Origin of the sequence: Variovorax boronicumulans (assembly GCF_019352895.1) — a bacterium.
In the GTDB taxonomy this organism is placed as follows: domain Bacteria; phylum Pseudomonadota; class Gammaproteobacteria; order Burkholderiales; family Burkholderiaceae_C; genus Variovorax; species Variovorax boronicumulans_A.
In genome coordinates this window covers 197,658-215,445 of sequence record NZ_JAAAFX010000009.1, presented here as the reverse complement: position 1 = coordinate 215,445, position 17,788 = coordinate 197,658, and the positions used below count along the sequence as shown (strand labels likewise).

The 17,788-nt window shown below is 70.5% G+C and carries 17 protein-coding genes; 2 read left to right on the top strand and 15 right to left on the bottom strand.

Translation table 11 applies throughout. The features are described 5' to 3' along the window. Nucleotides 1–26 precede the first annotated feature (26 nt). On the top strand, nucleotides 27–809 hold the full coding sequence (locus K0H49_RS20250) for an IclR family transcriptional regulator (RefSeq protein WP_374122388.1): 783 nt from the start codon (nucleotides 27–29) through the stop codon (nucleotides 807–809). 30 nt (nucleotides 810–839) lie between these two features. On the opposite strand, the gene K0H49_RS20245 is transcribed toward K0H49_RS20250, so the two are convergent. The 14 genes from K0H49_RS20245 to K0H49_RS20180 all read right to left on the bottom strand — a co-directional run bounded on the left by K0H49_RS20245 (nucleotide 840) and on the right by K0H49_RS20180 (nucleotide 16,066). Beyond that, complete coding sequence (locus K0H49_RS20245) at nucleotides 840–2,027, bottom strand: acyl-CoA dehydrogenase family protein (RefSeq protein ID WP_219216266.1); 1,188 nt, start codon at nucleotides 2,025–2,027, stop codon at nucleotides 840–842. A 70-nt stretch (nucleotides 2,028–2,097) separates the two neighbouring features. Continuing rightward, complete coding sequence (locus K0H49_RS20240; protein ID WP_219216263.1) at nucleotides 2,098–3,090, bottom strand: Bug family tripartite tricarboxylate transporter substrate binding protein; 993 nt, start codon at nucleotides 3,088–3,090, stop codon at nucleotides 2,098–2,100. Nucleotides 3,091–3,132: 42 nt separating this feature from the next. After that, the gene (locus K0H49_RS20235; protein ID WP_219216262.1) at nucleotides 3,133–4,110 is read right to left on the bottom strand and encodes an NAD(P)H-dependent flavin oxidoreductase; all 978 of its coding nucleotides are present in this window, start codon (nucleotides 4,108–4,110) and stop codon (nucleotides 3,133–3,135) included. 76 nt (nucleotides 4,111–4,186) lie between these two features. Continuing rightward, nucleotides 4,187–5,707: an AMP-binding protein gene (locus K0H49_RS20230; protein WP_219216260.1), complete on the bottom strand. Its 1,521-nt coding sequence runs from the start codon at nucleotides 5,705–5,707 to the stop codon at nucleotides 4,187–4,189. A gap of 33 nt (nucleotides 5,708–5,740) precedes the next feature. Further along, nucleotides 5,741–6,775, bottom strand: coding sequence for an acyl-CoA dehydrogenase family protein (locus K0H49_RS20225; RefSeq protein WP_219216258.1), 1,035 nt, complete (start codon nucleotides 6,773–6,775; stop codon nucleotides 5,741–5,743). After that, nucleotides 6,772–7,932 (bottom strand): acyl-CoA dehydrogenase family protein, encoded by a 1,161-nt coding sequence (locus tag K0H49_RS20220; RefSeq protein WP_219216256.1) that lies wholly within the window; start codon nucleotides 7,930–7,932, stop codon nucleotides 6,772–6,774. The genes K0H49_RS20225 and K0H49_RS20220 overlap by 4 nt, the downstream gene beginning before the upstream one ends. A gap of 19 nt (nucleotides 7,933–7,951) precedes the next feature. Next, complete coding sequence (locus tag K0H49_RS20215; protein ID WP_257625036.1) at nucleotides 7,952–9,415, bottom strand: aldehyde dehydrogenase family protein; 1,464 nt, start codon at nucleotides 9,413–9,415, stop codon at nucleotides 7,952–7,954. Continuing rightward, nucleotides 9,412–10,971, bottom strand: a complete 1,560-nt coding sequence (locus tag K0H49_RS20210; RefSeq protein ID WP_219216255.1) for a class I adenylate-forming enzyme family protein — start codon at nucleotides 10,969–10,971, stop codon at nucleotides 9,412–9,414. Before K0H49_RS20210 ends, K0H49_RS20215 begins: the two co-directional genes overlap by 4 nt. A 7-nt stretch (nucleotides 10,972–10,978) precedes the next feature. After that, nucleotides 10,979–11,413 (bottom strand): Zn-ribbon domain-containing OB-fold protein, encoded by a 435-nt coding sequence (locus tag K0H49_RS20205; RefSeq protein WP_183028981.1) that lies wholly within the window; start codon nucleotides 11,411–11,413, stop codon nucleotides 10,979–10,981. 8 nt (nucleotides 11,414–11,421) lie between these two features. Next, complete coding sequence (locus K0H49_RS20200) at nucleotides 11,422–12,588, bottom strand: thiolase family protein (protein WP_219216253.1); 1,167 nt, start codon at nucleotides 12,586–12,588, stop codon at nucleotides 11,422–11,424. Between the two features lie 3 nt (nucleotides 12,589–12,591). Further along, nucleotides 12,592–13,386, bottom strand: coding sequence for an enoyl-CoA hydratase/isomerase family protein (locus K0H49_RS20195; RefSeq protein ID WP_219216251.1), 795 nt, complete (start codon nucleotides 13,384–13,386; stop codon nucleotides 12,592–12,594). 18 nt (nucleotides 13,387–13,404) lie between these two features. After that, nucleotides 13,405–14,214: an ABC transporter ATP-binding protein gene (locus K0H49_RS20190; protein WP_219216249.1), complete on the bottom strand. Its 810-nt coding sequence runs from the start codon at nucleotides 14,212–14,214 to the stop codon at nucleotides 13,405–13,407. Beyond that, entirely contained in the window at nucleotides 14,214–15,068 is an 855-nt protein-coding gene (locus tag K0H49_RS20185) for an ABC transporter permease (RefSeq protein WP_219216247.1), read from the bottom strand. Before K0H49_RS20185 ends, K0H49_RS20190 begins: the two co-directional genes overlap by 1 nt. Then, complete coding sequence (locus K0H49_RS20180; RefSeq protein ID WP_219216245.1) at nucleotides 15,065–16,066, bottom strand: ABC transporter substrate-binding protein; 1,002 nt, start codon at nucleotides 16,064–16,066, stop codon at nucleotides 15,065–15,067. The genes K0H49_RS20185 and K0H49_RS20180 overlap by 4 nt, the downstream gene beginning before the upstream one ends. A 220-nt stretch (nucleotides 16,067–16,286) precedes the next feature. Here K0H49_RS20180 and K0H49_RS20175 point away from each other — a divergent pair, with 220 nt between their 5' ends. Next, the gene (locus tag K0H49_RS20175; RefSeq protein WP_219216243.1) at nucleotides 16,287–17,198 is read left to right on the top strand and encodes a LysR family transcriptional regulator; all 912 of its coding nucleotides are present in this window, start codon (nucleotides 16,287–16,289) and stop codon (nucleotides 17,196–17,198) included. Here the strand turns inward: K0H49_RS20175 and K0H49_RS20170 are convergent. Then, complete coding sequence (locus K0H49_RS20170) at nucleotides 17,155–17,685, bottom strand: hypothetical protein (protein ID WP_219216241.1); 531 nt, start codon at nucleotides 17,683–17,685, stop codon at nucleotides 17,155–17,157. The two genes, K0H49_RS20175 and K0H49_RS20170, sit on opposite strands and share 44 nt — an antisense overlap. Nucleotides 17,686–17,788 lie beyond the last annotated feature (103 nt).

Sequence of the window (17,788 nt, the reverse complement as noted above, 5' to 3'; positions counted from 1 at the left end):
TTGAAAAATCACTCCCGTCGCGGCGCGTGCTGGCCGAGGACGCCGACTTCGGCGGCGATCGCCAGTTCGCCACCACACTGGCGCGCGGCCTCGCGCTGCTCAAGTGCTTCACGCCCGCGCGGCCGAGCCTGAGCAACCGCGAGCTGTCGGACCAGACCGGCCTGCCGAAGGCCACCATCTCCCGCCTCACCTACACGCTCTGCGCACTGGGCTACCTGCGCAACGTGCCGGCCTCGCAGCGCTACGCACTGGGTTCGGCGGTGGTGTCGCTGGCCTATCCACTGCTGGCAAACATCGGGCTGCGCCAGGCCGCGCGCGCGCCGATGCACGAGCTCTCGGCCTCGGTGCGCGGCTCGGTGTCGCTGGCGATCCGCGACCGGCTGGACATGGTCTTCATCGAGGTCAGCCGCAGCCGCTCGGCCTTCTCGGCACGCATCGCCGACATCGGTTTGAGCTACCCGATCGCGGCCACGGCCATCGGCTGGGCCTACCTCGCGGCCTGCCCCGCGACGGAGCGGCAGGCGCTGATCCACGAGGTCCGGCTGCGGCAGCCGGCGCTGTGGGCCCAGTACGAGCCCAACATCCGTGCCAACCTGAACTTCTATGCCAGCGCCGGCTTCTGCGCGAACCACGGCGAACTCCGACCCGAGGTGGCCGCGGTCGCAGCACCCTTCGACACCACGCCCGAGGGCCGCCAGCTGATCTTCAACTGCGTCGTGCCCACTTTCCGCTGCACTCGGGAAGACCTGGTGCACGACATCGGCCCGCGACTGGTGAACATGCTGCGCAGCCTGCGGCCCGCCCACTGAACGCCGCGCCACCTCCACCTCCTCCATGGCTCACAGGCCCAGCATCGTCTTCGCGATGATCCCGCGCTGCACTTCGTTGGAGCCGCCGAAGATCGACAGCTTGCGGTTGTTGAGGTACTGCGCGGCGGCGGTGGCGGCCTCGGGCGGGCTGCCGTCGAGTGCCAGCGCATCGGCCAGCTGCGCCTGGGCGCGCGGCCCAACCGCGCGGCGGATCAGCGACGACAGTTCCTGGCGGATCTCGCTGCCCAGCACCTTGAGCGCCGAACTCTGCACGCCGGGCGAGCCGCCCGCGGCCACCGTGGCGGTGACGCGCAGGCTGGTGGTCTTGAGGTTCTCCAGCGCGATCTCGACCCGCGCCATGCGGGCCGCGAAGAGCGGGTCCTGGTCGAGCGGGCGGCCCTGGCGCTGCACGCGCGCCGCCACCGTCTTCAGCCGCTGCAGCGCCGCCACGCAGAAGCCGATGCCGGCGTTGCGCTCGTGCGTGAGCAGGTACTTGGCGCAGGTCCAGCCCTCGTTCTCCTCGCCCACCAGGTTCTCCAGCGGCACGCGCACGTCGGTGAAGAACACCTCGTTGACCTCGTGCTCGCCGTCCAGCGTGACGATGGGGCGCACCTCCACCCCGGGCGACTTCATGTCGATCAGCAGGAAGCTGATGCCGCGCTGGGGGCGCGCCTCCATCGACGTACGGACCAGGCAGAAGATCATGTCGGCATGCTGCGCGAGCGTGGTCCAGGTCTTCTGGCCGTTCACGAGGTAGTGTTCGCCCCGCACGTCGGTTGTGCGCACGGCGCGGGTGCGCAGCGCGGCCAGGTCCGAGCCGGCGCCGGGCTCGGAATAGCCCTGGCACCACCAGTCGCTGCCGTCGAGGATGCGCGGCAGCCAGTGCGCCTTCTGCGCCGGCGTGCCGTAGCGGATCAGCACCGGCCCCAGCATGATCAGGCCGAAGGGCAAGGTGCGTGGCGCATCGGCCAGCGCGCATTCGTACTCGAAGACGAAGCGCTCGACCGCGGTCCAGCCCGGCCCGCCATGCTCGCGCGGCCAGTGGCTCGCGAGCCAGCCGCGCGACTGCAGGATCGCGTGCCACTGCACCATCTCGGCCTTGGTCAGCGTGCGGCCCTCGGCCACGCGGGTGCGCAGCGCGGCCGGCAGCTGCGTGGCGAGGAAGGCGCGCACCTCGGCGCGGAAGGCCTCTTCGACGGCGGTGAAATCGAGGTCCATCGTCAGCGGACTCCGTGCGTGCGGCCGATGAAGGCAATGAAGACTTCGCGCATGGTGCGGTTGCTCCTCGTCATTCCAGCGCGATGCCGCCGATGCTCTGGATCAGCTTGCCCCAGAGGACGGTGTCCTCGCGCACCGTGCGGGCGAAGCGCGCCGGGTCGGGGTCGCCGATCTCGTAGCCGATCTGGGCCAGCGCGGCGCGCATGTCCTCGGTCTTCATCACGGCCGCGAAGTCCGCCATCAGCGTCGCGACCAGCGGCTTGGGCATGTTCGCAGGGCCGAAGATGCCCAGCCAGCCGACCAGCGGACCGAGCGTGGGATAGCCGGCCTCGGGAAAGTTGGGAATCGTGGGGAAGGCGGCGACGCGGCCGGTGCCGGTGATCGCCAGCCCGCGCAGCCGGCTGCCCGGCTGCAGGAAGGCGGCCGACGAGCCGATGTCGCACATCACGGCGCTCAGCTGGCCGCCGATCAGGTCGTTGATCGCGGCCGCGCAGCCCTTGTAGGGCACGTGCACCAGGTCGACGCCAGCGGCGTGCTTGAAGGCCTCGCCGATCAGGTGCCCCAGCGTGCCATTGCCATAGGAGCCATAGCTCATGGTGCCGGGCCTGGCCTTGGCCGCGGCCACGAATTCGCCGAGGGTCTTCGCGGGGTTGTCGGCGTTGACCAGCATCACCAGCGGCGTGACGCCGATCTGCGCGATCGGCGTGAGGTCCTTCGAGGCGTCGTAAGGCATCTTCTTCATCAGGTGCGGCAGCACCGTGATGGTGGAACCGGCCGCGAGGATCAGCGAACTGCCGTCGGGCGCGGAGCGCACGATGTTGTCGACACCCAGCACGCCCGATGCGCCCGGGCGGTTCTCGACAATCACGGGCTGGCCCATGGCCGGCGCCACCTTGGTCGCGAGCCGGCGCGCAATGGTGTCGATGCCGCCGCCGGGCGGCACGGTGACCACGATGCGGCCGGGCTTGTTCAGCGTGGGCGCGGGCTGCGCCCAGGCCGGCGGCTGCAGCGCCAACGCCACGACCGTGCACAGCGCGGCCCGAATCCAAAGATGCTTCGTCATGCTTGTCTCCTTCTGTTGTTTGTTTCGAGAGGCGGGCGGCGCTCAGCCCGCGGCGCGCTGGCGGCCCAGCCCCTCACCGAGCGCGGCGTCGTACTCGGCGGCCAGGCGATCGATCAGCGCTGCGGCCGGCAGCACGCGGTCGATGGCGCCGATGCCCTGGCCGCAGCCCCAGACGTCCTTCCAGGCCTTTGGCTTGATGCGGCCGGAGGCGAGGTTCATGGCGCCCGGGTCGCCGGCCGCCAGGTTGTCGGGGTCGAGCCCGGCAGCAACGATCGAGGGTCGCAGGTAGTTGCCGTGCACGCCGGTGAAGAGGTTGGTGTGCACCACGTCGCGGGCCGCGCTGTCGACGATCATCTGCTTGTAGGCCGCCGCGGCACTGGCCTCTTCGGTGGCGATGAAGGCCGAGCCCATGTAGGCCAGGTCGGCGCCCATCGCGCGCGCCGCCAGGATCGAACGGCCGCTGGCGATCGCGCCCGACAGCACCAGCGGGCCGTCGAACCACTGGCGGATCTCCTGCACCAGTGCAAAGGGCGACTGCGTGCCCGCGTGGCCGCCAGCGCCGGCCGCCACCGCGATCAGGCCGTCGGCGCCCTTCTCGATCGCCTTGCGCGCGAAGGCGTTGTCGATCACATCGTGCAGCACGATGCCGCCATAGGCATGGACCGCGTCGTTCACCTCGGGCCGCGCGCCCAGCGAGGTGATCACGATCGGCACCTTGAAGCGCGCGCACACCTCGAGGTCGTGCTGCAGCCGGTCGTTCGAGCGGTGCACGATCTGGTTGACGGCGAAGGGCGCGGCCGGCCGCTCGGGATGGGCGCGGTCGTGCGCGGCGAGCGCCTCGGTGATCTGCTGCAGCCAGTGCGCGAGCTCTTCCTGCGGCCGCGCATTGAGCGCCGGGAATGAGCCGACGATGCCGGCCTTGCACTGGGCGATCACCAGTTCGGGGTTCGAGATGATGAACAGCGGCGAGGCGATCACCGGCAGCCGCAGCCGCTCGGAAAGGATCGGGGGAAGGCGCATGCGTGGACTCCTGGAGGCGATGGACGGGGCACACCGGCGGCGCACGTCCCGCGGGACGCGCCCAGACGGGGGGGCTTCAGATGCGGCGCGTCTGGTCGCGCCAGTAGGGTTCGCGCAGCAGGCGCTTGAAGATCTTGCCGGTGTCCTCGCGCGGCAGCGCGGCGTGGAAGTCGATGGTGCGCGGCACCTTGAAGTTGGCGATGTGCTCGCGCAGGAAGGCCTGGATGCGGGCCGCGTCGAGTTCGGTGCCGGGCTGCAGCTGCACCGCGGCCGCGACGCCCTCGCCGAACTCTTCGTCGGGGATACCGAACACCGCGCAGTCGGCCACGCCGGGCATGCCCTGCAGCACCGACTCGACCTCGGCCGGGTAGATGTTCACGCCGCCCGAGATGATCATGTCGGTGCGCCGGTCGCAGATGTAGAGGAAGCCGCGCTCGTCGAGGTAGCCCACGTCGCCGAGCGCGACCAGGCCGTCCTGCGCCATCGCGTCGCGCGCCGCCTGGTTGTTGACGTAGGTGAAGTCGGGCAGTGCCGGCTGGCGCACATGGATCGCGCCGACCTGGCCCGCGGGCAGCGCGCGGCCCGCCTCGTCGACGATGCGCAGCTGCGCCGGCCCCAGCGCCTGGCCGACCGAGCCCGGGTTGGCCAGCCAGGTGGGCGAGTCGATGAAGGTCACGTAGCCGGTCTCGCTGGCGCCGTAGGCCTCGGTGATGACCGGGCCGAACCAGTCGATCATGCGGCGCTTGACCTCGGGTGGGCACGGCGAGCCGGTGGAGGCCACGTGGCGCAGCGTGGCCACGCTGAAGCGCGCGCGCTCGGCCTCGTCCAGCGCCAGCAGCCGGCGGTACATGGTGGGCACCAGGTAGGCGTGGGTCACCGCATGGCGCTCGATCAGCTCGAGCGTGCGCAGCGCATCGAAGGCGGGCTCGAGGATCAGGGTCGCGCCCGCGTCGCAGGCCTGCACCAGGTACATGGTGGAGGCGCTGTGGTAGATCGGCGCGCACAGCATGGCGGTGACGCCGGACGCCATGCCCGAGGCAATGCGGCCGATGCGGCGCGACTCCAGCTCGAGCGCATCGCGCAGTTCGGGCGCCAGCGCCAGCCGGCGCACGCCCTTGGGCTTGCCGGTGGTGCCCGAGGTGTATTGCACCGAGCCGAAATGCAGCCGCGGGCGCGGCGCCATCGGCGGCACGCCGACGCCGAAACTGTCCCAGCGCGCGGCCCGGCCCGACGCATCGGGCAGCGGCTGCGTCGGGTCGGCCGGCACGGCCACCAGCGCGACACCGGCCGGCACGCCGACCAGCACCTGCGCGAGCAGGTCGTCGTGCACGAACAGCATCGCGGCGCCGCTGTCCTCGAGCATGAAGGCGGCCTCGGGCGGCTTGCAGTGCCAGTTGAGCGAGACGAAATAGACGCCGGCCCGGCGGCAGGCCAGGATCAGCGCCGCATAGGCCGGGCTGTTGCGCATCATCACGGCCACGGTCTGGCCGTGCGCCACGCCCGCGGCCTCGAGGCCGGCGCAGAGGCGCTCGACCTCGGCCTCCATCCATTCGGGCGTGAAGGTCCGTCCTGAAAAAACGATTGTCGGGTAGCTCATTCTTTTGTCTCCTGTTGTTCTTCTCGCTCGTTATCAGCGGACCTGCAGCGCCGCCAGCGCCGCGTCCGCATGGCGCGCGCCGACGCTCATGGCGCGGCGCAGGTAGAGGCCCGCATCGTGCTCGTCGGCAAAGCCGATTGCGCCATGGAATTGCACCACCTCCTGCGTGACGCGCAGCGCCGCCGCGGACGCGCGCTGTACCGCGGCCGCCGCAGCCCAGGCCGCGCGCGCCGTGCCGATGGCGCGCGCGGCCTCGTGCACCAGCGCCCGGGTGGCGGTGACGTCCACATGGCAGGCGGTGGCGCGGTGCTGCAGCGCCTGGAAGCTGCCGATCGGCACGCCGAACTGTCGCCGCAGCCGCAGGTAGTCGAGCGCGAGGCGCAAGGCTGCGTCCATCAGGCCGCAGAGATAGGCCGCATCGCCCAGCCAGGCGAGCTGCCGGCCGCGTGCCCAGGCCGCTTCGCCGGCGAGGCCCGACAGCAGCGACGGCGCATCGGCCCAGGCGGCGGGCTCGATGGCCAGGTCGGCCAGGCGGCTGCCGTCCACCGCGTGGCGCACGTGCAGGGCGATGCCGACGGCGGCCGGGTCGAGCCGCCGCGCCTCGAAGTCGGCGCCCTGTCCGCTCGCGACCAGCCACTGCGCCGCCGCATCGCCCTCGGGCACCAGCGCCGCTGCGCGCGTGCCGTCGGTGGCGAGCTCGGCCTGCGCCAGCGCGACATGGACCGTGCCGTCGATCAATGCCTGCAGCGTGGGCGCAGCGGCATCGCCGCCCTCGGCCAGCACCGCGGCCGCGGCCATGCCCGCCGTGAGCGGCGGCGTCAGCAGCGCGCGTCCGGCTTCCTCGGCGACCACGCAGAGCGCCGGTGCACCGAGTTCCAGCCCGCCTGCCGCCTCGGGCACCGCGATCCCGAGCCAGCCGAGTCCGGCGATGGCCTTCCACGCATTGGCCTCCCATGCAGGCCCGCCTTCGTGCACGCGGCGCGCGGCGCCCGGTCCACCGTGCGAGGCCGCGAAATCGGCGGCGCTCTCGGCAATCATGCGCAGGGGTGCGCTCGCTTCGGCGTTCATGGCTTGGCTCCGGCGACCGGCAGGCCCAGCACCCGCGTCGCGATGATGTTGCGTTGCACTTCGCTGCTGCCGCCGTAGATGCCCAGGCGGCGCGCCTGCAGGAACATCTCGGTGGCATCGAGCAGGTCGGCGCCATGGCGGGTGGCGTCGCGCAGCGCGGCCGCCGGGCCCGCCACCTGCCGCACCAGCTCGAGCAGCCGGTGCACGGTGTCGGTGGCCAGCAGCTTGAGGTAGGAGCTGTCGGCCGCGAGGCCCTGTTCGGTGGCCTCGGCGGCTTCGAGGTAGGCCGCGACCAGCGTCTCGACCTCCACCTCGGCCAGCGCCACGGCCTCGTGCACACCGGGCGGCAGGCGCTCCGCGGGCGTGGCGCGCAGCATCATGCGCAGCCGCTCCAGCGCCCGCAGGGCCTGCGCGGGCGCGCCGATGCGCAGACGCTCCTCGCTGAGCACCGCGGTCGCCACCTGCCAGCCCTTGTCGATCTCGCCGACCACGTTCTCCAGCGGCACCACCACCTCGTCGAGGAACACCTCGGCGAACTCCTCGTCGCCCGCGATGGTGCGGATCGGCCGGCGACGGATGCCCGGCGTCTTCATGTCGATCAGCACGAAGGTGATGCCGTGCTGCGGCTTGCCGCTGCTGGCGGTGCGCACCAGCGCGAACATCCAGTCGGCGTGGTGGCCCCAGGTGGTCCAGATCTTGTGGCCGTTGATGACCAGGGTGTCGCCGCGCACCTCGGCGCGGGTGCGCAGGCTGGCCAGGTCGGAGCCCGCGCCCGGCTCGGAGTAGCCCTGGCACCAGATCGCGTCGCCCGCGAGGATCGGCCCCAGGTGGCGCTGCTGCTGCGCGGGCGTGCCGCGCGCGATCAGCATCGGGCCGATGTGGTTCAGGCCCTGGGTCGGGAAGTCGGGGGTGCCGGCGCGCGCCATCTCCTCCATCAGGATCACCTGCTGCACCGGGCTCGCGCCCATGCCGCCGTGCGTGCGCGGCCAGTGCGGCGCGATCCAGCCGCGCTGCGACAGCGCGCGGTACCAGGGCATGCCCTCGACGGGCAGCGGACGGAAGGTCTTGTGGCGCAAGGCCTCGGGCACATGGGCCGCGAGCCAGTCGCGCACCTCGTGGCGGAAGGCCGCGTCGGCGGCCGATTCGGGTCTGAGCATGGTGGCAATCGCGGCCGCCTCAGAGGCTGCCGATCTCCTGGTAGACGTGTTTGATCTCGAGGAAGTCGTGCATGCCCTCGGCCCCATGGAGCCGGCCGAAGCCGCTCTCCTTGTAGCCGCCGACCTCGGCTTCCGCGAACAGCTTGTTGTGGGCGTTGATCCAGACGGTGCCGCAGCGGATCTCGCGCGCGATGCGCTGGGCGCGCGCACTGTCGCGCGACCACACGCTCGCGCCCAGCCCGAAGCGGGTGGCGTTGGCCAGTGCGACCGCGCCGCGGTCGTCGTCGAAGGCCTCGAGCGTCATCAGCGGCGCGAAGTGCTCGTCCTGCACCGCCGGGCACTGCGGGTCGTCGACCTCCACCAGCGTGGGCGACACGAAGGCGCCGTGCGCGGGCAGGTCCGCCACCGGGCCGCCGCGCACCACCATCCGGTGCCGCTCGCCCAGTCGCTCGACCAGGCCCAGGATGCGGTCGCGGTTCGCGAGGTCGATCACGGCGCCCATGCGGCTGTCGGGTAAGTGGCCCGGGCCGACGCGGAAGTCGCGCATCGCCGCCGCCATCGCGTCGCGGAAGTCGCCCAGCAGGCTGCGCTGCACCAGGATCCGGCTCGCGGCCGTGCACTGCTGGCCCGACAGGATGGTGCCGGCCGCGAGGATCTCGCGCACCGCCAGGCCCAGGTCGGCGTCGCCGCAGACCACGCAGGGCGCCTTGCCGCCGAGCTCGAGCGACAGCCGCTTGAGCTGCGGCGCGGCGGCCGCCATGATGGCCTTGCCGACGGCCGTGCTGCCGGTGTAGCTCAGCACGTCGACGCCGGGCGCGGTGACGAAGGCCTGCGCCGCCTCGCTGCCGGCTTCGTGCACGATGTTGACGGTGCCGGGCGGCAGGCCCTCGGTCTCGGCCAGGCGCTGCGCCACGCGGTGCATGAAGAGCGCGGCCTGCGGTGCCGCCTTGACGACCACCGTGCAGCCGGCCGCCAGCGCCGGTGCGAGCGAGCGCACGAACAGGATCAGCGGCGCGTTCCAGGGCACGATGATCGCCACCACGCCCGCCGCCTCGTGCGTGATCAGCGAGCGCACGCCCGGCGCGGGCTCGAGCACGCGGCCGGCGGCGCTACGCGCCATGCCCGCGTAGTAGCGCAGTTCGGAGGCCGCGCCTTCGACCTCGCCGGCCGACTCGCGCAGCACCTTGCCGTTCTCCAGCGTGAGCAGCAGCGCGAGCGATGCCGCGTCGGCCGCCAGCCGGTTCGCCATGTCGAGCAGCACCTGGGCGCGCAGCCGCGGGCTGTGGCGCCAGGGCGTGGTCTCGAAGGCCTGGCGCGCGGCATCGATCGCGGCCCGGGCCTCGACCGCGCCGCCGGCCGGCGCATGGCCGACCAGCGTGCCGTCGGCCGGGTTGGTCGACGCGAAGGACGGGCCCGCGGGCAGCCACTGGCCGCCGATCCAGTGCGCGGCCTGCGTGTCCCAGCGCATGGCCTCGGCGCTCATGCGGGCACGCGCCGCGCGGGCTGCGGCGCCAGCCGCGCCAGCGCCATCTCGCGCAGCTCGGCCTTCATCACCTTGCCCACGCCGTTGCGCGGCAGCGCGTCGACGAAGAACACGTGCTTGGGCTTCTTGTAGCTGGCGATGCGCGAGCGGGTGTGCTCCTGCACCGCCTCCACGCTCAGCGCGCGGCCCGGATGGCGTTCGATGAAGGCCACCACGGCCTCGCCGAAGATCTCGTCGGGCACGCCCACCACCGCCGCATCGGCCACGTCGTCGTGCTCGACCAGCACCTGCTCGACTTCCTTGGTGTAGATGTTGAAGCCGCCGCTCAGCACCATGTCCTTCTTGCGGTCGACAATGTAGAGGTAGCCGTCGGCGTCGAAGCGGCCCATGTCGCCGGTGTGGATCCAGCCGTCGATGATGGTCGCGGCCGTGGCCTCGGGCCGGCCGAAGTAGCCCTTCATGGTGGTGAAGCGGCCGGCCTCGCCCGAGCGCACCAGGATCTCGCCCACGTCGTCGACCGACACCTGCTGGCCCTTGTCGTCGACCAGCTTGACCTGCACGCCGGGCGTGACGCGGCCGACCGAGGCGGGATGGGTGAACTGCTCCTCGTGGCCCAGCACCGTGACCGAGCCGACCTCGGTCATCGCGAAGAAGGAATGCAGCCGCGCCTGCGGCAGGTAACCGATCATCCGGCGCTTGAGTTCGACCGGGAAGGCCTCGCCGGTGACGATGATGTGGCGCAGGCTCGCGCAGCGCGCGGCCTGTTCGGCCAGCACCGGCATCAGCATGCGCGCCACGGTGGGCACCATGCCCGCCGCGCTGACCTGCTCGCGCTCGATGGTGTCGACCGCGGCCTGGGCGTCGAAGCGCTCCATCACCACCAGCTTGGAACCCAGGCACATCGAGTTCATGAGCCGCGCCAGCCCGGTGCGGTGCGCCAGCGGCGTGGTCACGAGGAACACGTCGTCGGCCGTCACGCCCCACTCCACCGCGTTGATGAAGGCGTTGCCGATCACGAAGTTGGCGTGCGTAAGGATCGCGCCCTTGGGCTTGCCGGTGGTGCCCGAGGTGTAGAGGATCATCGCGTCGTCGGGCGACAGCGCGAGTTCGGGCAGGCGTTCGTCGGAGTGGGTGCGCAGCGTCTCGAAGGACTCGGCACCGGCCACCGCGCCGCCCACGGCCACGCGGCGGATGCCCGCGAGCTCGCTCGACAGCGCATCGATGGCCGGTGCGCTCTCGGCATGGAACACCAGCACGCGCGCCTGGCTGTCCTGCGCGAAATACACCAGCTCGCGCGGCGTGTTGCGGGTGTTGACCGGGATCACGATCGCGCCGACCGAGAAGGCCGCGTACATGATCTGCACGAACTCGATGCAGTTGGGCAGGTACACGACGATGCGGTCGCCCTGCACCACCCCGGCGCGCCGCAGGCCGGCCGCCAGCGAGCGAGCGCTCGACAGCAGCTCGCCGTAGCTCAGCCGCTGAGCGCCGACGACGACGGCCGGCTTCGAGGGCGTGCGCAGCGCATGCGCCGCCATGAAGTGTTCGAGACGCATGACGTTCCTAGGCCAGTTCGAAGGCCGGGTAGGCCTGCTCGGGCGTCAGCTGGTCGATCGCCAGCCGGACCCGCTTGCCGATCGCCAGGTCGCTTGGCGCGCAGCGCAGCACGTTGGCGATGATGCGCACGCCCTCGTCGAGCTCGACCGTGGCCACGCACAGCGGGATGCGGCCTTCGACGCCCGGGCCCGGGATGCGCACCACGGTGCAGGCGTAGATGGTGCCGGTGCCGGCAACCTCGCGCCACTCGAGCGTGCGGCGCCCGGTGAAGCCGCTGACCGGCTTGGGGTAGTGCTGGAAGCGCTTCGCGACGGTGCAGTACTGCAGCACCAGCTTGCCCTGGGCAATGCCGTCCCAGAAGGGCTTGCTGTCGACGTAGACGCCCTGCCGGGGCACGGGACGGACCGGCGCGGCCGGCGTGGTGGGGGTGGTATCGCTCATGGTGTTCTTCATGCCTCCAGGACCATGGCCGAACTGGTGCCCCAGTTGCGGCCGTAAGGGATCACGCCGATGCCGGTGACCAGCGCGTTGCGCGGGTCGGGCACCTGGCGGCTGCCGCCTTCGCCGAACATCTGCCGCACGGCCTCGGCCAGGTTGAGGCCGCCGCTGGCCAGGCCGGGCTGGCCGGCCGAGATCTGGCCGCCACCGGTGTTGAGCGGCAGGTCGCCGTTGAAGGACAGGTCGGTGCGCAGCGTGTAGGCCGAGCCTTCGCCGCGCTCGCAGAAGCCGAAGGCTTCGAACTGCATCATCACGGCGATGGTGAAGTCGTCGTAGGGCTGGAACATGCGCACGTCCTTGGGCGCGAGGCCGGCCTTGCGCAGCACCTCGGGGCCGATCCTGGTGAAGCCCGACTGCGTGATGTCGGCCAGCGGATCGGAGCCGTTGAAGTTGGTGACCTCGCCGTAGGCCACGGGGTAGACCATCTTCTTCAGCCCCAGGCGCTTGGCGTTCTCCTCGGTGGTGACGATGAAGGCGTTGGCGCCGTCGCAGAACATCACGCTGTCGAGCACGCGCAGCGGGTCGGAGATGACGCGCGACTTCAGGTACTCCTCCATCGTGAGTTCCTTCTGGAACTTCTTGTAGCCGTTGGGGTTGTGCAGTGCGTGGGCGCGCTGGGTGATGGCGATCTTGCCCAGCGCCTCGGGGTCCAGGCCGTACTGGTGGATGTAGCGGCTCATCAGCAGGCCGAAGGTCGCGGGCGGGCCCTGCACGCCGGGCGGGTCCTGGAACTCGCTGCGGTAGGCGCCGTAGTTGGAACGCCAGTCGGAGCTGGGCGCGTCGGACGACATCACGACCGCCAGCTTGCACATGCCGTCGCGGATGGCCGACATGGCGCGCGCCACGCCGCCGGTGGCCGAGCAGCCGCCGATGCCGCCGTAGTTGAGCCAGGTCGGCGTGATGCCCAGCGCCTCGGTCATGTAGACCGCGAAGAAGGGGTTCTGCGCCTCCGACAACGCGGTGGTCACCGACAGGCCGTCAATCTCGCTCCGGTCGATGCCGGTGCGCTCCAGCAGTTGGTCGAGTGCTTCGCCCGCCAGGTCGTAGGCGCTGCGGCCGGTCTTGAAGTCGATGGCGGTCTCGGCATAGCCGCCGATCACGATGTCTCTTTTCTTCATCTCTCACTCTCCTCGGAAACCAGGGCTGCGCTTTTCACGGAAGGCGCTGAGGCCTTCCTTGCGGTCCTGGGTGAAATACAACATGAAGGACACGTCGCCTTCGGCGGCCATGCCTTCGGCCAGCGGCAGGTCCATGCCGCGGTCGATCACGGACTTGGTGAACATCACTGACAGCGGTGCGTTGCCGGCGATGGTGCGGGCCAGCTCGCGCGCCTTCTCGATCGCCTGGCCGGCCTCGGTCACATGGTTGACCAGCCGGTACTCGCGCGCCTCGGCCGCGCTGATGCGGCGGCCGGTCCACATCAGTTCCTTGGCCAGCGCGGGGCCGATCAGGCGTGGCAGCGTCTGCGTGCCGCCACCGCCGGGCATCAGGCCCAGGCGGATCTCGGGCAGGCCGAACTTGGCGTTGGCGCCGGCCACGATCATGTCGCCCACCAGCGCCAGCTCGAGGCCGCCGCCGAGCGCGAAGCCCTCGATGGCGCTGATGATGGGCTTGCTGTAGCCGGGCAGCGAACGGAACAGCTCGTTGACCTTGCGCGCGCGCCGGCGCTTGCGATAGAAGTCGAAGTACTCGTTGTCGCCGATGGTGAATTCGCTGGTGTCGATGCCGGTGCAGAAGGCCTTGTCGCTGCCGCGCAGGATCACGGCGGCGATCTCGCGCTTCGACTCGGCCTCGCCCAGCGCGTCGAGGATCTCCTCGGCGGTGGTCTCGCGCAGCGAGTTCATTTTTTCGGGCCGGTGGATGGTGACCTCCAGCCAGCCCTCCACCTGCTCGACGATGATGTCCTGGTAGCTCATGGGAAGTTTCGCTTTCTCTTAGTGCTCTGTGGTCGTGAATGAAGAAGGGGTGGATTCGGCGTCGGCCGAGACGTCCATATCGCCGCCGATGGCGCGCTCGATCTGCTGGTGCATGCGCGCCATGCAGGCCGCGTCCTGGCGCTGCGCGGCGCTCACCGACAGCTCGAGGCAGACGCGCGCCGGCGCGGCCAGCACCAGGATGCGGTCGGCGATCTCGAGCGCGTCCTCGATGCGGTGGGTGACGAAGACGCAGGTCTTGCGCTGCTCGCGCACGATCTCGGCGAAGTCGCGGCGCAGGGTCTGCGAGGTCACGTGGTCGAGCTGGCTGAAGGACTCGTCGAGCAGCACCAGCGCCGGGTCGACCGCCAGGGCGCGCGCCAGCGACACCCGCTGCCGCATGCCGCCCGAGAGCTCGGCCGGGTACTTGTGGCCGGCATCGCCCAGCTTCACGCGCTGCAGCCATTGCGCCGCGCGTTCGCGGGCTTCGGCGCGCGGCCGGTTGAGCAGCAGCAGGCCGAGCTCGACGTTCTCCTGCGCGGTGCGCCAGGGCAGCAGCCGGTCGGTCTGGAAGCTCACGGCCAGCTTGCCGCGCAGCGCCACGAAGTCGCGGGCCGGGTCGGCGCCGGCCACGCGCACCGTGCCGTCGTCGGCCGAAGAGGTGCCCATGAGCAGCGACATCACGGTGCTCTTGCCGGCGCCGGTCTGACCCAGCAGTGCGACGGTCTCGCCTTCGCGCACTTCCATCGACAGGTGGTCGATCGCGGTGTGGCTGCCGAAGCGCTTGCTGACGTCGCGCAGCTCGATCAGGGGGGTGTGGACGGTCGTCATCAGCGCACCTTCGCTTCCTTGCGCCAGCCGAGGAAGCGTGCCTCGGCCAGGGTGGCGATCCACTGAATCACCAGGTTGAGAACCACCAGCAGCACGGTCCAGGCCAGCACCTGGTCGATGCGGAAGGTCGACTGCGCGAAGCTCATGCGCGAGCCGATGCCGAAGGCCGAGGCCACCAGCTCCGCGAAGATCACCATCCGGATCGCATAGCCGATCACCGACTTGGTGGTGAGGAAGATGTAGGGCACGATGTGTGGCGCCACCAGGTAGCGCAGCATCTGCCAGCGGCTCGGCCGGAAGCTCTCCAGCATGTCGACCCAGTCGGTGGACAGGGCCCGCACGCCTTCGTACACGTTGAGCGCATAGAAGGGCAGCAGGATCACGGTGAGGATGAAGAAGATCCGCGCCTCCGGGTCCTTGAACCAGAACACCGCCAGCAGCATCCACGACAGCGCGGGGATGCCGGTGTCGACCACCACCAGCGCCTTGAGGTAGGGCCCGACCTTCTTCGAGGTGCCCATGAGCAGGCCGATCGCGACGCCGACGAAGGCCGAGAACACGATGGCCACGCAGAGCCGGCCCAGGGTGATCGCGACGTGCAGCAGGTCGGTGCTCAGCAGCTGGCCCAGCGCCTTGGCGATGACCACCGGCGAAGGCATCACGTAGTCGGGCACGTACCAGCTGCCGATCTCCATCGCGGCGAAGATGAGCACCACCACCACGGCGAGCGCCCTGAGGTCGCTGCGGTCGCGCGGCTTCGGCGTCACGATGGCGGCGGTGGTCGGCGGCTTGCGCGCCGACACGGAGGCCGCGGGCTTGGCCGCGCCGGGGATCTGGATGTCGGCCTGTTTCATTCTGCGAAGAACCCGTTGTCGACCACCTTGGGCAGCGCGCCATTGCGCACCAGGAACTCGTTGGCCGTGCGGATGCTGCGGCGGCCCTCCTCGGTCTGCATCGAGGTGTGCTTGAACTCCAGCCGCTTGGAGGCGATCGCGGTCTTGAGCACCTCGGGCGGGATGCCCGAGTTGGCGCCGGCGATGGCCACCGCCTCTTCGGTCTTGCCGGTGATGCCGTCGATGCACTGCGCGAAGGCCTTGTTGAGCCGTGCCACCAGCGTCGGATCGCGCGCGATGGCGTCCTTGCGCACCGCCACGCCGAAGTAGGGCAGGTCGAGGTTCACGCGGCGGCGGTACTCCTCGCCGGCGTTGTAGAGCACGCGCATGTCGGGCACGCGTGCCAGGCCGACCGAGACGTTGGGCTCCCAGGTCAGGCCGGCATCAGCGCGGTTGGCCATCACCAGCGTGACCGAGGCCGCGGGGTTGTCCACGTTCTGCACCACCGCATGGCTTTCGAGGTCGATGCCCGCGAGCTCCTTGACCACGGCGCGCATCATCCGGTAGGTGCCGGTCGACTGCGGCGCCGCCAGGGTCTTGCCCTTGAGCGCCTGGATCGTCGCCGGACCCTTGGCCTGGGTGATGATGTTGATCATGTTGCCGGTGGTCACCGAGCACACGTACTGCAGCGGCACGCCCGCGAGGTGGCGCGAGGCGAAGGTGTCCCAGCTGCCGATGCAGATGTCGTAGTTGCCCGCGACGAAGTCGTTGTAGTAGGTGGTGACCGCGGTGTACGACGTGGGTTTTCCCAGCTGCAGCCCGTTGGCCTTGTCCAGCTCCTTGGCCACCATGTAGTCGGTCAGCAGCGTGGTGAAGCCGGGTGCGAGGTTGGCCCATTTGAGGGCCGGCTGGGCGGCCGCGGTGCGCGCGGCCAGCGTGCCCAGGCCCAGGACCGAGGCGGGTGCCCAGGCCGAGGCGGCCCGAAGCAGCGTCCGGCGCGACAGTGCGTGTCTGTTCATTGGCTTGTCTCCGTCTTGTGATGAATCCGGGGCGCTGCCTCTGCACCAGGGGCCGCGCGCTTTGTCTCGTTTGTGGGCAAATGGTAGGAACGGGCCTGCGTTCCGAATAGGGTCAGATCTGGACGGGGCGTTCCAGCGGTGGAACGCACGAAGTCCCCACGGGCGGCGATGTCGACTACGCTCGGCGCCTGTTTCAGCACACGAGAGAGACACCCGGGCCATGGCCGAAAAACTGGATCTGAATTCGCTTCGACTGTTCTACGACGTCGTGAACGCGCAGAGCATCACGCGCGCGGCGGCGGAACTCGACATGCCCAAATCCACCATCAGCCGCAAGCTCACCCAACTCGAGCAACAGGTGGGCACGGTGCTGCTGAAGAAGGGCCAGCGTCGCCTCACGACCACCGAGATCGGCGCGCGTTTCTACGAGCACTGCCGGCGTGTGGTCGACGAGGTCGAACAGGCAGGCCTCGAGACGCTGCAACTGCAGACCGCGATGCGCGGCGCGCTGCGGGTGAGCATCCCGATCGACTTCGGCGTGTCGTGGATCGGCAAGGCGATCGCGGAGTTCGTGCTGGCCTATCCGGAGCTGGAACTGGAAGTCGACGTGAACAGCCGCGCGGTCAATCCAAGGGAAGACCCCTACGACCTCACGATCCAGCTGGGGCCGCTCAAGGACACGGAACTCACCTACCGGCGCATCGCGACGATCACGCGCGGCGTCTACGCCAGCCCCGAATACCTCGAACGCCGCGGCGTGCCGCTGTCGGTGGACGAGCTGCACCGGCACGACTGCATCATCACCACGCAGCAGCGCGCGGACGGCATCTGGACGCTGCGCAACGAGGCCACGCACCGCTTCGCGCACATCGAGGGCAAGGTGGTGGTGAACAACATCTCGATCGCGCGCGAGATGGCGATCGGCCACGTGGGGCTCAGCATGCTGCCCAACGTGATGTGCGCCAACGACCTGCGCTCGGGACGGCTGCGCCGGGTGCTCAAGGACTGGGAGAGCCCCTCGATGCATGCCACGGCCCTGGTGCTGAGCCGCAAGGGCATGCCGAGCAAGATCCGCGCGTTCCTGGACTTCATGTCCGACCGGCTGAGCCTGGACCAGAAGGAAGGGCGCTGAGGCCGCCCTCGCCCGGCAGCACCGCCAGCTCGACCGAGACCAGCCGCTGCAGGTTGCGCGGGCCGCCTCGGAGGTCTTCCGCGGAGATCAGCGTCAGGCGCTCGTCGGCGGCCTCGCCTGCACTTTCGCCGCCGCGCTCCTGCACCACGAGCACGCCCTCGCCCACCCGGGTGTTGAACAGCTCGTGCCAGGTGAAGATGGCGCGGTAGCCGTCGGCGGCGCGGCAGAGCACCAGCGACTGCTTGAGGCGCGGGCGCGGCAGGCCCGCCAGGCCGCAGTGCGCCAGCAGGTCCTTGAGCAGCGGCCCGGCGTAGGTGCGCTCGGCGCGCACCTGTCGGCCCGTCATGCAGACGACCGCCAGCGGACCCACTTCCCGCCGAGGCAGCGCGGCAATGTCCGCCCAGGCCAGCGCCTGAGGCGTCGGCAGGATGCCGACCACGCGCAGGGCGGCGGGTGCGGACGGTGTGGAAATTGTCGGCTCGGACATGGGTGGGCTTTCTGTGCCGGAGTTTAGGTTCGTCCGCACGCCTGGGCCATCGAAGCGGCATGCCGGGCCGCTGTGTCCGCCCTCTTGGCACGCCGACACGCTC

Bases quoted from the DNA above. Each gene is read 5' to 3' on its own strand.
- K0H49_RS20245 (WP_219216266.1), bottom strand. From the start codon at position 2,027: ATGGACCTCGATTTCACCGCCGTCGAAGAGGCCTTCCGCGCCGAGGTG.
- K0H49_RS20240 (WP_219216263.1), bottom strand. From the start codon at position 3,090: ATGACGAAGCATCTTTGGATTCGGGCCGCGCTGTGCACGGTCGTGGCG.
- K0H49_RS20235 (WP_219216262.1), bottom strand. From the start codon at position 4,110: ATGCGCCTTCCCCCGATCCTTTCCGAGCGGCTGCGGCTGCCGGTGATC.
- K0H49_RS20230 (WP_219216260.1), bottom strand. From the start codon at position 5,707: ATGAGCTACCCGACAATCGTTTTTTCAGGACGGACCTTCACGCCCGAA.
- K0H49_RS20225 (WP_219216258.1), bottom strand. From the start codon at position 6,775: ATGAACGCCGAAGCGAGCGCACCCCTGCGCATGATTGCCGAGAGCGCC.
- K0H49_RS20220 (WP_219216256.1), bottom strand. From the start codon at position 7,932: ATGCTCAGACCCGAATCGGCCGCCGACGCGGCCTTCCGCCACGAGGTG.
- K0H49_RS20215 (WP_257625036.1), bottom strand. From the start codon at position 9,415: ATGAGCGCCGAGGCCATGCGCTGGGACACGCAGGCCGCGCACTGGATC.
- K0H49_RS20210 (WP_219216255.1), bottom strand. From the start codon at position 10,971: ATGCGTCTCGAACACTTCATGGCGGCGCATGCGCTGCGCACGCCCTCG.
- K0H49_RS20205 (WP_183028981.1), bottom strand. From the start codon at position 11,413: ATGAGCGATACCACCCCCACCACGCCGGCCGCGCCGGTCCGTCCCGTG.
- K0H49_RS20200 (WP_219216253.1), bottom strand. From the start codon at position 12,588: ATGAAGAAAAGAGACATCGTGATCGGCGGCTATGCCGAGACCGCCATC.
- K0H49_RS20195 (WP_219216251.1), bottom strand. From the start codon at position 13,386: ATGAGCTACCAGGACATCATCGTCGAGCAGGTGGAGGGCTGGCTGGAG.
- K0H49_RS20190 (WP_219216249.1), bottom strand. From the start codon at position 14,214: ATGACGACCGTCCACACCCCCCTGATCGAGCTGCGCGACGTCAGCAAG.
- K0H49_RS20185 (WP_219216247.1), bottom strand. From the start codon at position 15,068: ATGAAACAGGCCGACATCCAGATCCCCGGCGCGGCCAAGCCCGCGGCC.
- K0H49_RS20180 (WP_219216245.1), bottom strand. From the start codon at position 16,066: ATGAACAGACACGCACTGTCGCGCCGGACGCTGCTTCGGGCCGCCTCG.
- K0H49_RS20175 (WP_219216243.1), top strand. From the start codon at position 16,287: ATGGCCGAAAAACTGGATCTGAATTCGCTTCGACTGTTCTACGACGTC.
- K0H49_RS20170 (WP_219216241.1), bottom strand. From the start codon at position 17,685: ATGTCCGAGCCGACAATTTCCACACCGTCCGCACCCGCCGCCCTGCGC.